Here is a 12,919-nt window from a genome sequence, read left to right as displayed (position 1 = left end):
ATTTTACCAGTCAATAACCGAGTAATTTTGTTAGTATAAAACGTAAGGTATGAGTGTTATTTATCTATTAATTTCAGTAAGTATTTTCGTGGCAATTGGATTCTTTGTTGCTTTTATCGTAGCTGTCAAATCAGGACAATACGATGACGATTATACACCCTCAGTCAGAATGCTTTTTGATGATGAGACCAAAATTACCAGCCAAAAGAACAATTCATCAATAAAAGAAAAACAAGTATAATTATGGAAATGGAACAGTTTTATTACGACAACAAAATTGTTAAAAAGTTCATTTACGCTACTATCTTATTTGGAGTAGTGGGGATGTTAGTCGGGCTTACCCTTGCGGTGATGTACCTTTTTCCCAACATAACAGATGGGATCTCCTGGCTTAGTTATGGTCGACTACGGCCTTTGCACACCAATGCGGTGATTTTTGCCTTCGTTGGAAATGCTTTTTTTGCAGGGATGTATTATTCGCTGCAGCGTTTGCTAAAAGCCAGAATGTTCAGCGACTTTTTAAGTAATCTGCATTTTTGGGGCTGGCAGCTTATCATTGTCGCCGCAGCAATCACCTTGCCTTTAGGGTATACTTCTTCAAAAGAATATGCTGAATTAGAATGGCCAATAGATATTGCGATTGCACTTATTTGGGTAGTAATGGGAATTAATATGATTGGTACCATGCTGCGTCGTAGAGAACGCCATTTATATGTAGCCATTTGGTTTTATCTGGCCACATTTGTTACAGTAGCAGTGTTGCACATTTTCAATAATATTGAGATTCCGGTTTCGGCTTTCAAAAGTTACTCCGTTTACGCAGGGGTTCAGGATGCTTTAGTTCAGTGGTGGTATGGCCACAATGCGGTTGCATTTTTCCTTACAACGCCGTTTTTAGGACTGATGTATTACTTTGTTCCAAAAGTAGCGAATCGTCCGGTATATTCTTATAGATTATCAATTATCCATTTCTGGTCGCTGATTTTTATTTATATCTGGGCAGGTCCACACCACTTATTGTATTCGGCTTTGCCAAACTGGGCACAAAATTTAGGAGTTGCATTTTCAGTAATGCTTATTGCACCGTCTTGGGGTGGTATGATCAACGGACTTCTAACATTAAGAGGAGCGTGGGACAAAGTTCGTGAAGAACCGGTTTTAAAATTCTTTGTAGTAGCAATTACCGGTTACGGAATGGCAACATTTGAAGGACCGATGCTTTCTTTAAAAAATGTAAATGCTATCGCGCACTACACAGACTGGATCGTTGCACACGTACACGTAGGGGCTTTAGCCTGGAATGGTTTCATGTCATTTGGTATTATTTATTGGTTGATTCCGAGAATGACCAAATCGGATTTGTTTTCTAAAAAATTGGCCAATTTTCACTTTTGGATAGGAACTTTAGGAATCATTATTTACACAATTCCATTGTATGTAGCAGGTTTTCAACAAGCTTCAATGTGGAAACAATTTAATCCGGATGGAACTTTAGTTTATGGTAATTTCCTTGAAACGGTTACCGCTATTATGCCAATGTATTGGATGAGAGCCATTGGAGGTAGTTTGTATTTAATTGGAATGCTGACATTGGTGTACAATATTATCATGACCGTAAAAGCAGGTCAGACTATTGAAGACGAATTGGCACAAGCTCCGGCTTTACAAAGAATTAGTAGTGGAAGACTTAATGGAGAGAAATTCCATACCTGGTTGGAGAGAAAACCAATTCAGTTAACCATTTTGGCTACAATTGCTATTTTAATCGGAGGTGTTATTCAGATTGTACCCACTATTATGGTCAAATCTAATATTCCAACCATCTCAAGTGTGAAACCATATACACCATTAGAACTTGAAGGACGTGATTTATATATCAGAGAAGGTTGCGTGGGATGTCATTCACAATCTGTTCGTCCTTTCAGAAGTGAAGTAGAGCGCTACGGACCACAATCAAAAGCAGGAGAGTTTGTATACGATCATCCATTTTTATGGGGATCAAAACGTACGGGTCCTGATTTGTTGAGAGTAGGTGGAAAATATAATGACAACTGGCATTTCAACCATATGTGGAATCCGCAAAGTACTTCAGCAGGTTCAATTATGCCGGGTTACAAATGGCTTTTTGATAACGAAGCGATGGATGTTTCCCTGACTCAGAAGAAAATGAAGGCAATGGTTTCACTTGGTGTTCCTTATACCGAAGAAGAAATCGCAAATGCTACTAAAACATTAAGAGCGCAGGCAATGACAATTGAAAAAAGTCTGGAGAACGATCCTGACTATGTAAAAAGTTATGAGGACAGTAAGAAAAAAGCAATTGCTAAAGGTGAAAAATTCATTCCGATGAATGAGAGAGAAATTGTCGCTTTAATTGCTTACATACAAAGACTTGGAACCGATATCAAAGTAAAGCAACCATCTAAATAACAGCATCATGTTTGAGCAAATAAAACACAATATGGAGAACATTTCGGGTATAGAGATTTACCCGATACTTTCCCTACTGATATTCTTTTTCTTCTTTGTAGGACTGGGTTTTTGGGTGTTCTCCTATAAGAAAGAAAAAATAGAGGAGATGAGTGCGATACCTTTGGATGAAGGGCTTATTATAATTTCAAAAGATAAATAAAAATGAAAAGATTTTTCCCTGTATATGTAAGAGTGCCATTGATTTTTTTCATTGTCTTTGCTCTCATGGAATATTTTATAGATTCCGGTGACAGGCCGGCTTTTATTAAGTATCCAATGGTTTCCATTTTTCTATTTGTTTTTCTGTTTATTCTGATTGCAATCGAAATAACGTTGAGTGCTGTTAATAGGGTAATGTACCAATTAATGTCACCGGAAGAAAAAGCAAAAGCTGATCATGAAAAGAGTTTAAGTCTGACCGAAAGTACCTGGTACAAAGAGTTGATGCATAAACTAACACAAACAGAACCTATTGAAAGAGAAGGCGATTTGTTAATGGATCATGATTATGACGGTATCAAAGAGTTAGATAACAATTTACCGCCTTGGTGGGTATATCTATTCTACATCTGTATCATATTTGGTGTAATCTATGTAGCTCGTTACGATATTTTTGGAGGAGACGATCAGGAAACTGAGTTGAGAAAAGAAATGGCTCAGGCTAAAATAGATGTTGAGGAATATCTTAAAACAGCTCCTGATTTGATGGATGAAAAAACAGTTGTCTTATTAACAGATGATGCAAGTTTGGCAGCCGGTAAGGAGATCTTCATGACCAATTGTGCAGCCTGTCACAGAGCAGACGGTGGTGGTCAAATTGGACCAAACCTGACCGATGATCACTGGATTTTAGGAGGCGGAATTAAAGAAATTTTCCATACGATTACCAATGGAGGACGTGACGGAAAAGGAATGGTTTCCTGGAAAACCAACGGGATGAAGCCAAAGGAAATTCAAAAAGTAGCGAGTTACATTTTGTCTTTACAAGGCAGTAACCCAAAAGATCCAAAAGAACCGGAAGGAGAAGTTTGGGTAGATAAAAGCGCTCCTAAAAAAGGAGACACAGCAGATAAAACAAAAGATAGTACAGAAGTTAAAAAATAATACCATGTCAAATTTACCAGACGAAGCTTTTAGAGATACCATTGGAACCATTGATGAAGGCGGTAAGAGAAAGTTTATTTTTCCTAAAAAACCGTCTGGTAAGTTTTACGAATACCGGAAAATAGTCAGTTATGTTTTGTTGGCGATTTTAATTGCGAATCCGTTCATAAAAATAAATGGAAACCAGTTTATGATGTTCAACATTATCGAACGACGTTTCAATATATTTGGGTTTCCATTCTGGCCACAGGATTTTTATCTCTTTGTGATCTCAATGTTGGTGGGTGTTGTATTTATCATCTTATTTACAGTCGTTTTTGGAAGGATTTTTTGCGGATGGATTTGTCCGCAGACTATTTTTCTTGAGATGGTCTTCAGGCGAATTGAATATTGGATTGATGGAGATCGCGGTGCACAAATGCGACTTGCAAAACAGGAATGGAACGCAGAGAAAATCCGAAAAAGAGGGATTAAATGGACGCTCTTTTTCTTAATTTCTTTCGGAATTGCCAATGTGTTTTTGGCCTATCTGGTAGGAAGTGACGAACTTTTTCTGATGGTAGAGCAAGGACCAATTCAGCAAGCCAGTAATTTTATAGCGTTGCTTATTTTTACGGGAGTCTTCTATTTCGTGTTTGTCTGGTTCCGAGAGCAGGTATGTATCATTGCTTGTCCTTACGGGCGTTTGCAGGGAGTACTGCTGGACAATAAGTCAATCAATGTGGCGTATGATTTTGTACGTGGAGAAAAGGAAGAAGGCCGAGCCAAATTCAGTAAAAAAGAAGACAGAGCCTTAACCGGAAAAGGAGATTGTATCGATTGTCATCAATGCGTACACGTTTGCCCGATGGGTATCGACATTAGAAATGGAACACAGCTGGAATGTACAAACTGTACAGCCTGTATTGATGAATGTGACTCCATCATGGAAAATGTTGGTTTACCTAAAGGACTTATTCGTTACGCGTCCGAAGACGAGATCGAGAAAAAAGCTCCTTTTAAGTTCACCACAAGAATGAAAGGATATACAGCCGTTTTGTTTATTCTCTTGAGTGTATTTGTTGGAATGTTGTTTTTAAGAACCGATGTTCAGGCTATTATTCTACGTTTACCAGGACAGCTTTTTCAGCACAAAGGAGATAAAATCAGTAATGTGTATACCTATAAAATTGTCAATAAGACGATGAAAGATTATAATGATATTCATTTTGAGCTAATCGATCAAAAAGGTGAAATTAAAAATGTGGGAAAAACGCATTTTAAAGTAGTTAAAGAAGGCATTTCGCAAGGAACATTGTTCATAGAAATAGACGAAGTACTTCTGGAGAGCGATAAAACGAAAGTTAAAATAGGGGTTTATAATGGTAAAGAGCTGCTGGAAACCACTACCACTAACTTTTTAGGTCCGCGAAGTTTTAATTAAAAAATACAATTATGAAAATAAATTGGGGTACCGGAATTGTCATTGCATTTGCATTGTTTATGAGTTTCATTTTATATTTTGTTTTTGAAGTACAATCGAATAGTAAATACGACAATGATTTAGTTGTCGAAGAATACTATAAGCATGATTCACATTTTCAGGAAGAAATGGCACGTATTCAAAACGCTCAGGATTTACAGCAAAAACCTTCAATTGCCTATCATAAAGATGGAGTTGAAATAGTTTTTCCTGCCGTTTTTGAAAACGATAAAGTCAAAGGTAACATACTGTTGTACCGTCCGTCAAATAAGAAATTTGATTTTAATACCCAAATTGCTTTAACAAACTCGGCGTTGTTAATTCCGAAAAACAAACTCGTGAAAGGACGTTGGGATGTCAATATGGAATGGCAGTATGGAGGAAAAAAATACCTGTCTAAAGAGGTAATCTATGTAAATTAATAGTACAAAGACCGATCAATTGAAAAGATTCCTTTTCAGTTGATTTTGTCTTTATTCGCACAGCAGTTTTACTTAGCAATAGTAAAGCAAGCTGTATCAAAAAACTAAAAAGATGTTGTATTCCGCTTTCATATTTGGATTAATCAGTAGTTTACACTGTATCGGAATGTGCGGTCCAATTGCTATGATGTTGCCTGTGGACCGACAAAATGAGGCTAAAAAGGTAACTCAGATTATTACCTATCATTTAGGCCGATTAACTGCGTACGCAACCATTGGACTTATTTTTGGTTTATTAGGAAGAGGATTCTTTTTGGCCGGACTTCAGCAAAAAATGTCCATTTTTATTGGTTTGGCGATGATAGTCGTTGTTCTAATTCCAGAAAAGGCCTTTTCTAAATACAACTTTTCCAAGCCGGTCTATAAAATTATCTCCCGGGTAAAATCAAGCTTAGGGAATCAATTTAAAGACAGGAGCTACAAATCTCTCTTTACAATCGGATTGTTGAATGGCTTCTTGCCTTGCGGAATGGTTTATGTAGCCTTATTTGGAGCTATAGCCATGCAAAGCGCTAGTTTAGGAGTGCTGTATATGCTATTGTTCGGTTTAGGAACGGTACCGTTAATGACCGTTGTTGTATATGTCAATTCGTTAATCAAACTCCCATTCCGAAATAAGATTCAGAAAGCAATTCCTTATGTTGCTGTTATTATCGGAGTATTATTTATCCTGAGAGGACTAGGTCTCGGAATTCCTTACGTTTCTCCATCCAATATGAGTTTATTTGTTCAGTCGACTCCTAATTGTCATTAAAAGGAGATCATGCGAAAAATTGTGTAGCATTAAAAGCAGAGTAGCAGAAAAAGTTGTAAACTGATAAAAAAATGTGATTATAAAGGTTCGCTCCTTAATCTTAAGAGTTATTAATGTCAAATGAAATACCATTTTAGAGGAGTTGATCTTAATTAGAATTTTCTTCCCCGGGTTTAAATGTTTGAAACAGATATAAAAGGGCTGAAAGCCCAAAAGAATAAGCATAGTGCAACGCACTATGAGTTAGAGAAAGATACAGAATTGCCCTGAAAGGGCAAGAGCCTCCGCAAATCATGGTGATTCTAATAAAAATCATACAATTTCTTAGAGGATTTCATAGAAAGCGGGAAAGATGTTTTTTGTTATACTTTAGTTTTACCCTTTTAGGGTGTAAACAACTATCCCGATCGTTCACAGTACTCCGCAGAATACTATTATTAATGCTCCTTCATAGCAATTTAAACCGTCATAGAAAAGAGGTTTGTTTCCGGAGATTTTCTTTTTAAATGCAGATCGAAAGCCATACAAATGTTACGTACAAAAGGTCTTCCTGCTTCGGTAATCTTAATTTTATTTTCTTCAATTACAATTAACTGATCGTTTTCCATTTCTTTTAAATCGGATAAAACCGCTGGTATTTCTTTGAAATACAAAGATTCATTACTCCAGGAAGTTTCAAATTCACAGGTTAAGTTTAAAATATGTTTTCGAATGATCAAATCTTCATCATCGAGAATATGGCCTTTCACCACTGGTAGTTTGTTTGATTCCAACAATTGGTAATATTCTTCCAGGGTTTTGGTATTTTGGGCAAAACTATACCAGCTGTCGCTAATAGAGGAAACTCCTAAGCCTATCATAAGCTGCGTTTTTGAGGCGCTATAGCCCATAAAATTTCGGTGTAGTTTTTTATCTTGTGCCGCTTTGTATAAACTGTCGGAGGCGAAGGCAAAATGATCCATTCCAATTTCATGATAACCATTTTGTGCCAGCAATTGTTTGCCGACTTCATATAGTTTTCTTTTCTCGGCATCTTTCGGAATGTTTTCGTCATTAAATCCACGTTGGCCATTGCCTTTGATCCAGGGCACATGAGCATAACTGTAAAATGCCAGACGATCCGGTTTTAAGGAGTTCGTTTTTTCAACAGTATCAATAACATTTTCTACCGTTTGAAAAGGCAGACCAAATATAATATCATGACCAATTGAGGTATATCCTATTTCTTTGGCCCAAAAGGTAACTTTCGCCACATTGTGAAAAGGCTGAATCCTATGAATCGCTTTTTGAACCTTTTCGGCATAATCCTGAACACCAAAACTTACCCTTCGAAAACCTAAATGATATAACTTTTTAAGCTGTTCGTAAGTGGTATTGTTCGGATGGCCTTCAAAACTAAACTCGTGATTTTCGGCTTTTCGGGCATTTTTAAAAATACCATTGATAAGCAGCTCCAGATTGTTTACAGAGAAGAAAGTTGGAGTTCCGCCACCTAAATGAATCTCTTTTATAATTGGCTTTTCCGGAAGTAAATTACAATATAAACTCCATTCTTTCAAAAGAGCTTTTATATAAGTTTCTTCAACATTATGATTTTTAGTAATTCGTTTGTTACAACCGCAAAAGGTACATAAACTTTCACAGAATGGCAGGTGAATGTACAAACTGATTCCGTTTTGAGAATTGCTCTCTGCAAAAGCCCTCCGGAATGATGTAATCCATTTTTGCTCATTAAAATTAGTTTCATTCCAATAAGGAACCGTAGGATAACTGGTATATCTTGGACCGGGAACGTTGTATTTTTGCGTTAATGAAATTTTCATAAAAGAGGATTTTGGATCCTCAAAATTAGAGCACTGCTGTCGAAAATAAAATGACAAATATCATGTAAAAAAAAGAGACTCAAAACGAGCCTCTTTTAGTGAATTAAATAACTAACATTTAAATAGAATCCTGTATGATTTTAAGCCATTTTTTCGCAAATACATGATCTTGATAAGCGCTTATTTGTTTAATACGGTCATCGTCGAAATCATAGAAAGCAATTGTATTTTTTTTAGAAGTTTCTTTGTCCAGAAATTCAAAATCGATTTTTAGTATAGTATCCGAGTTTCCGTCGGTCGTTAGTGCTAATTTGCAGGAAGAGACATTTTTTAAATCAACATAAGTAGATTCTTCCTGATTGGGATTGAAATTCATCAGAACGAATTTTTTATCCTTTTGATCAATTGTTAGTGTTTTATTACTTTGAGATTCAGTCAGATCAAAGTTTTCCGGATGTGTTGGATTGAATCTCTTTTTTATGTTTAGGATTTTAGATTTGTTGGCAGCGTTTGAACGTGCTGAAAAATAAATAGGAATGGCTACTATGATGGCGATCACAATACCAATTATGGTTACACTTGTTTCCATTTGTTTTAAAATTTGATAAATTGATATGAAATAGTAAACAGTTTTCAGATTGAAAACGGCTTAATAATTGGGAAAAGAAAGATCTTTTCGACTAAAAATTCATAAAGTAATCTACCAGAAAAAATGGAAGGGGTAGAGCATTAAAAGAACCTTTTTGCTCTGAGTGCTAAATTGATTGGCAAAGTTTGAGGCAGTATTTAAGGCCTGATGCTGAGGAACAGTGACCAATAAAGACTCAAACCATTTGATTAAACCGGAAGGATTGGTTTTGATATTCCCTACCAGATGATAACCTGTTTGTGGCTGAATAAAAGCCAAAGAGTCGGTATAGTCGATAGAAAAAGTAGTGTCTGTTTTTTTACTTTCACTTTTGTCAACAACAGACTCGTTTGCCTGAGTGGCAAAAAAAGTGATGATCAAAAGTGATATAAAAGCAACAGCCTTACGAATCCAATTCATGGTCGCGAATTTAACTCTTAAAAGACAATTAAAGAAATTTTAAAGGATTAATTAACGTTTGGAAAGGGGCTAATTATTTTATCCTCAACTTTTAATTGGTACAGTTGAGGATAAAACAAAGTTATTGTTGCATTTTGAAATAATAGTCAGCTGAGTGTTTTCCGCTTCCATAGAATAAAAAGAACACACAAACCAATAAAACTACAATTGCAAGAATCAAGCTTTCAGAATGCATGTGTCCCATAAAATTAATCAGAACGGCCCCAAAAAGGATGGGTAATTGAGCAGCTATCGCCCAACGGGTAAGCAGCCCGAAAACAATCATGATACCTCCAATCATGTGGGCTGGTGCGATGTAATGTAACAGAAACATTCCGCCGCCAAATTTATCAATAGGAGAAATTAAATCATGCAGATACTGAACATTCGTTACAAATGAAACTCCTTTCATAAATAAAAAAACACCCAATACAATACGTACTAAATCTACAGGTAAATAAGTGTGCGAATTGGCCCATTTATTTAAGCTTTTTACATTTTCCATGATATTACGTGATTAAAAATTACTCACTAAAGTTACTGATTTTTAATGATATATTTATTTTTAAGTAACTGAAAATAAGTTTTTTACTTTTTATTTAACGCATTTATGGGAATGTCTTAAAACTTAAACCTGAATCACTCCCAAATTAAAGGGTTTTTGAATAGGAGCGTGGTTGGCGGCTTCAATTCCCATAGAAATCCAGGTACGGGTGTCAAGCGGATCAATAATAGCATCTGTCCACAATCTTGAAGCTGCATAGTAAGGTGAAGTTTGCGCATCATAACGTGCTTTTATTTTGTTGAACAGCTCCGTTTCTTTTTCTTCGTCTACAATCTCTCCTTTTGCTTTTAATGAAGAAGCTTCGATTTGAGCAAGTACTTTTGCAGCCTGAGTTCCACCCATAACCGCAAGTTCGGCACTTGGCCAGGCGAAAATTAATCTTGGATCATAAGCTTTTCCGCACATTGCGTAGTTTCCGGCACCGTAAGAGTTTCCAACGATAACGGTAAATTTAGGAACAACCGAATTACTTACCGCATTTACCATTTTAGCACCGTCTTTTATAATTCCGCCATGTTCTGACTTTGATCCGACCATAAAACCGGTAACGTCCTGTAAAAAAACTAAAGGTATTTTCTTCTGATTACAATTGGCAATAAAACGGGTCGCTTTATCGGCACTATCAGAGTAGATAACCCCTCCAAATTGCATTTCCCCTTTTTTAGTTTTCACTACTTTTCTTTGATTGGCTATAATTCCAACAGCCCAGCCGTCAATTCTGGCATATCCGGTAATTAGAGATTGACCGTAACCTTCTTTGTAAGCTTCAAATTCTGAATTATCAACCAGACGATTGATGATTTCCATCATATCATATTGCTCGTTTCTAGCCTTTGGCAGGATTCCGTAAATATCTTTAGGTTCCAGAGCAGGTTTTTCAGCTTTGATACGGCTATAGCCGGCCTTATCAAAATCACCAATTTTGTCTACGATGTTTTTTATCTTTTCGAGGGCATCTTTATCATCTTTGGCTTTGTAATCGGTAACACCTGAAATTTCACAATGTGTTGTAGCACCACCCAAAGTTTCATTGTCGATAGTTTCTCCAATGGCTGCTTTAACCAAATAGCTTCCAGCAAGGAAAATACTTCCCGTTTTGTCTACAATTAAGGCCTCGTCGCTCATAATAGGCAGGTAGGCACCTCCGGCAACACAGCTGCCCATTACAGCAGCAATTTGGGTGATTCCCATACTGCTCATTTGTGCATTGTTTCTAAAGATTCTTCCGAAGTGTTCTTTATCAGGGAAAATTTCATCTTGTAAGGGCAGATAAACACCGGCACTGTCTACTAAGTAAATGATTGGCAATCGGTTTTCCATGGCAATTTCCTGTGCACGCAGGTTTTTCTTTCCGGTAATTGGAAACCAGGCACCGGCTTTTACGGTAGCATCATTTGCTACCACTATGCATTGCTTTCCTCTGATGTATCCTATTTTAATGACAACACCTCCAGACGGACAGCCGCCGTGTTCGGCATACATTCCTTCGCCAACAAAAGCTCCGATTTCAATACTTTTAGAATTTTCGTCTAACAAGTAATCAATACGTTCGCGTGCGGTCATTTTACCTTCAGCATGTAGTTTTTCAATACGTTTTTCGCCTCCTCCTAATTTTACTTTAGCAAATTTTTGTTTTAGTTCAGAAAGTAGTAATTTATTGTGATCTTCGTTTTTATTGAAGTTTAAATCCATAATATTTTAATGTTTTAACAAAATAGTGTTGGCTAATTTACAAAATCAATTGAAACCCACATAATAAATGTTGTGCTGTTATGAAATTAAATTAAGGTTCTGATAGTTAAATTTTCAGTATCTTTTGGAAGAAGTAAAGTGCCTGTTTAAGACATAAAAAAAAACCGGAAGCGAACTTCCGGTTTTTTATATCATCAATTTTTCTATTATTTTTTAATATCACAAACCATTCGTTTTAGAAGGGCCCATTGTTTTAAAGCATCTCGGGCTTCTACGGCGGGATAACCTAACATGGTTTTTCCGGCAGCAACATCACAAATAACTCCTGAGCCTGCTCCAACTACAGCACCATCACCAATTGTGGTATGGTCTTTAATGGAAGCGCTTCCACCGATGATAACACCATTTCCTAAAGTTACAGAACCGGCTAAACCGCTGTTTCCTGCCATGATGCAAAACTTACCTAGTTTACTGTTGTGTCCTATTTGTACCAGATTGTCAATTTTGCAGCCATCACCAAGAATAGTAGAGCTGAATTTTCCGCGGTCTACGCAGGTATTCGCGCCAATCTCAACTCCGTTTCCTATAATTACGTTTCCAATTTGTGGAATTTTTACTAATCCTTTTTCGCTGCATGGACGAAATCCAAAACCATCAGCGCCAATTGTGGCATTAGGATGAATGATACAATCGTTGCCGATATGACAACGTTCCCTTACAACTGTTCCGGACCAGATAACCGTATTATTACCAACGGTTGATTCGTCAAGAATAGTTACGTTTGGGTAGATAGTGGTATTGGAACCAATCTCTACTTTTGGTCCAATGTAGCAGCCGGCACCAATTTTGGCACCTTCACCAATAATGGCTGTTTCGTCTACAGTAGCAGTTTTGTGAATATTAGTATGGAATATTGGGGCAGGTGGGGCAAAAAGGGCCAGAATTTGAGACATGGCCAGATCGGCATTTTTTACTTTGATAAAGGCACGATTTTCCCCTGGCTCTATTGAAATATCTTCGTTAACTACTGCAATGGATGCATTTGAAGTTGACCAGTATTTTTCATATTTTTTGTTTCCTATAAATGAAATTTCTGAAGTTGTCGCTTTTTCTAGTTGCTCTGTGGCTGTAATGCTTTGTGAAGTAGTGCCGTAAATTACGCCATTGATTACTTCGTTAATTTCTTGAATTGAATAGGATTTCATTTAATGAATGTAATAGATTATAGGGGTTAATTTTTTCCAAATAAAATCAATTAGATTCTAATTACCTAATGTTATTTTTGAGTTTGTTGAAATATATTTAAAATAATAGTTTAAATATTACAAAATTAACATTTTAGCTATTAATTTACTAATGTTTTTTAGTTTGTATTTAAGTTGGTACTGCTGGTTTTTTGATACGAATGAGGGGGGATTCGATTTGAATTGAAATGGAAAATCAATAATTAATTTATTGATAAGTAGTGGCTTACAAAT

13 protein-coding genes are annotated in these 12,919 nt (G+C 36.5%); 7 read left to right on the top strand and 6 right to left on the bottom strand.

Features of this window, described 5'->3' with window-relative positions; all coding sequences use genetic code 11:
* Positions 1–49: 49 nt before the first annotated feature.
* The 7 genes from ccoS to BHE19_RS08480 all read left to right on the top strand — a co-directional run bounded on the left by ccoS (position 50) and on the right by BHE19_RS08480 (position 6,274).
* Positions 50–241 carry a cbb3-type cytochrome oxidase assembly protein CcoS gene (gene ccoS / locus BHE19_RS08510; RefSeq protein ID WP_017498331.1) on the top strand — a complete coding sequence of 64 codons (192 nt, stop codon included), beginning with the start codon at positions 50–52 and terminating at the stop codon, positions 239–241.
* 2 nt (positions 242–243) lie between these two features.
* Positions 244–2,430, top strand: a complete 2,187-nt coding sequence (gene ccoN, locus BHE19_RS08505; RefSeq protein ID WP_017498332.1) for a cytochrome-c oxidase, cbb3-type subunit I — start codon at positions 244–246, stop codon at positions 2,428–2,430.
* A gap of 7 nt (positions 2,431–2,437) precedes the next feature.
* Entirely contained in the window at positions 2,438–2,632 is a 195-nt protein-coding gene (locus BHE19_RS08500; protein ID WP_026110175.1) for a CcoQ/FixQ family Cbb3-type cytochrome c oxidase assembly chaperone, read from the top strand.
* Positions 2,633–2,634: 2 nt separating this feature from the next.
* Positions 2,635–3,576 (top strand): cbb3-type cytochrome c oxidase N-terminal domain-containing protein, encoded by a 942-nt coding sequence (locus tag BHE19_RS08495; RefSeq protein ID WP_070906716.1) that lies wholly within the window; start codon positions 2,635–2,637, stop codon positions 3,574–3,576.
* A gap of 4 nt (positions 3,577–3,580) precedes the next feature.
* Positions 3,581–4,999 carry a cytochrome c oxidase accessory protein CcoG gene (gene ccoG / locus BHE19_RS08490; protein WP_070906715.1) on the top strand — a complete coding sequence of 473 codons (1,419 nt, stop codon included), beginning with the start codon at positions 3,581–3,583 and terminating at the stop codon, positions 4,997–4,999.
* Between the two features lie 11 nt (positions 5,000–5,010).
* Entirely contained in the window at positions 5,011–5,460 is a 450-nt protein-coding gene (locus BHE19_RS08485; protein WP_070906714.1) for a FixH family protein, read from the top strand.
* A 112-nt stretch (positions 5,461–5,572) separates the two neighbouring features.
* Positions 5,573–6,274, top strand: coding sequence for a sulfite exporter TauE/SafE family protein (locus tag BHE19_RS08480; protein WP_070906713.1), 702 nt, complete (start codon positions 5,573–5,575; stop codon positions 6,272–6,274).
* 458 nt (positions 6,275–6,732) lie between these two features.
* On the opposite strand, the gene hemN is transcribed toward BHE19_RS08480, so the two are convergent.
* The 6 genes from hemN to lpxD all read right to left on the bottom strand — a co-directional run bounded on the left by hemN (position 6,733) and on the right by lpxD (position 12,646).
* Positions 6,733–8,097, bottom strand: coding sequence for an oxygen-independent coproporphyrinogen III oxidase (gene hemN, locus BHE19_RS08475; protein ID WP_070906712.1), 1,365 nt, complete (start codon positions 8,095–8,097; stop codon positions 6,733–6,735).
* 118 nt (positions 8,098–8,215) lie between these two features.
* The gene (locus BHE19_RS08470) at positions 8,216–8,686 is read right to left on the bottom strand and encodes a hypothetical protein (protein ID WP_017498340.1); all 471 of its coding nucleotides are present in this window, start codon (positions 8,684–8,686) and stop codon (positions 8,216–8,218) included.
* 111 nt (positions 8,687–8,797) lie between these two features.
* On the bottom strand, positions 8,798–9,145 hold the full coding sequence (locus BHE19_RS08465) for a hypothetical protein (RefSeq protein ID WP_070906711.1): 348 nt from the start codon (positions 9,143–9,145) through the stop codon (positions 8,798–8,800).
* Positions 9,146–9,266: 121 nt separating this feature from the next.
* The gene (locus BHE19_RS08460) at positions 9,267–9,689 is read right to left on the bottom strand and encodes a DoxX family protein (RefSeq protein ID WP_017498342.1); all 423 of its coding nucleotides are present in this window, start codon (positions 9,687–9,689) and stop codon (positions 9,267–9,269) included.
* Positions 9,690–9,812: 123 nt separating this feature from the next.
* Entirely contained in the window at positions 9,813–11,441 is a 1,629-nt protein-coding gene (locus BHE19_RS08455) for an acyl-CoA carboxylase subunit beta (protein WP_017498343.1), read from the bottom strand.
* Between the two features lie 206 nt (positions 11,442–11,647).
* A complete protein-coding gene (gene lpxD, locus BHE19_RS08450; protein ID WP_017498344.1) occupies positions 11,648–12,646 on the bottom strand; it encodes a UDP-3-O-(3-hydroxymyristoyl)glucosamine N-acyltransferase in 999 nt (332 codons plus the stop codon).
* Positions 12,647–12,919: the final 273 nt, after the last annotated feature.

This window comes from Flavobacterium tructae, assembly GCF_001853485.1.
In the GTDB taxonomy this organism is placed as follows: Bacteria; Bacteroidota; Bacteroidia; order Flavobacteriales; family Flavobacteriaceae; genus Flavobacterium; species Flavobacterium tructae.
The sequence above is the reverse complement of the archived record's forward strand: the minus strand, read 5'-3'. Positions and strand labels throughout refer to the sequence as shown.

Excerpts from the sequence above, each read along its gene's own strand:
- ccoS (WP_017498331.1), top strand. The coding sequence starts at position 50 with ATGAGTGTTATTTATCTATTAATTTCAGTAAGTATTTTCGTGGCAATT.
- ccoN (WP_017498332.1), top strand. The coding sequence starts at position 244 with ATGGAAATGGAACAGTTTTATTACGACAACAAAATTGTTAAAAAGTTC.
- BHE19_RS08500 (WP_026110175.1), top strand. The coding sequence starts at position 2,438 with ATGTTTGAGCAAATAAAACACAATATGGAGAACATTTCGGGTATAGAG.
- BHE19_RS08495 (WP_070906716.1), top strand. The coding sequence starts at position 2,635 with ATGAAAAGATTTTTCCCTGTATATGTAAGAGTGCCATTGATTTTTTTC.
- ccoG (WP_070906715.1), top strand. The coding sequence starts at position 3,581 with ATGTCAAATTTACCAGACGAAGCTTTTAGAGATACCATTGGAACCATT.
- BHE19_RS08485 (WP_070906714.1), top strand. The coding sequence starts at position 5,011 with ATGAAAATAAATTGGGGTACCGGAATTGTCATTGCATTTGCATTGTTT.
- BHE19_RS08480 (WP_070906713.1), top strand. The coding sequence starts at position 5,573 with ATGTTGTATTCCGCTTTCATATTTGGATTAATCAGTAGTTTACACTGT.
- hemN (WP_070906712.1), bottom strand. The coding sequence starts at position 8,097 with ATGAAAATTTCATTAACGCAAAAATACAACGTTCCCGGTCCAAGATAT.
- BHE19_RS08470 (WP_017498340.1), bottom strand. The coding sequence starts at position 8,686 with ATGGAAACAAGTGTAACCATAATTGGTATTGTGATCGCCATCATAGTA.
- BHE19_RS08465 (WP_070906711.1), bottom strand. The coding sequence starts at position 9,145 with ATGAATTGGATTCGTAAGGCTGTTGCTTTTATATCACTTTTGATCATC.
- BHE19_RS08460 (WP_017498342.1), bottom strand. The coding sequence starts at position 9,689 with ATGGAAAATGTAAAAAGCTTAAATAAATGGGCCAATTCGCACACTTAT.
- BHE19_RS08455 (WP_017498343.1), bottom strand. The coding sequence starts at position 11,441 with ATGGATTTAAACTTCAATAAAAACGAAGATCACAATAAATTACTACTT.
- lpxD (WP_017498344.1), bottom strand. The coding sequence starts at position 12,646 with ATGAAATCCTATTCAATTCAAGAAATTAACGAAGTAATCAATGGCGTA.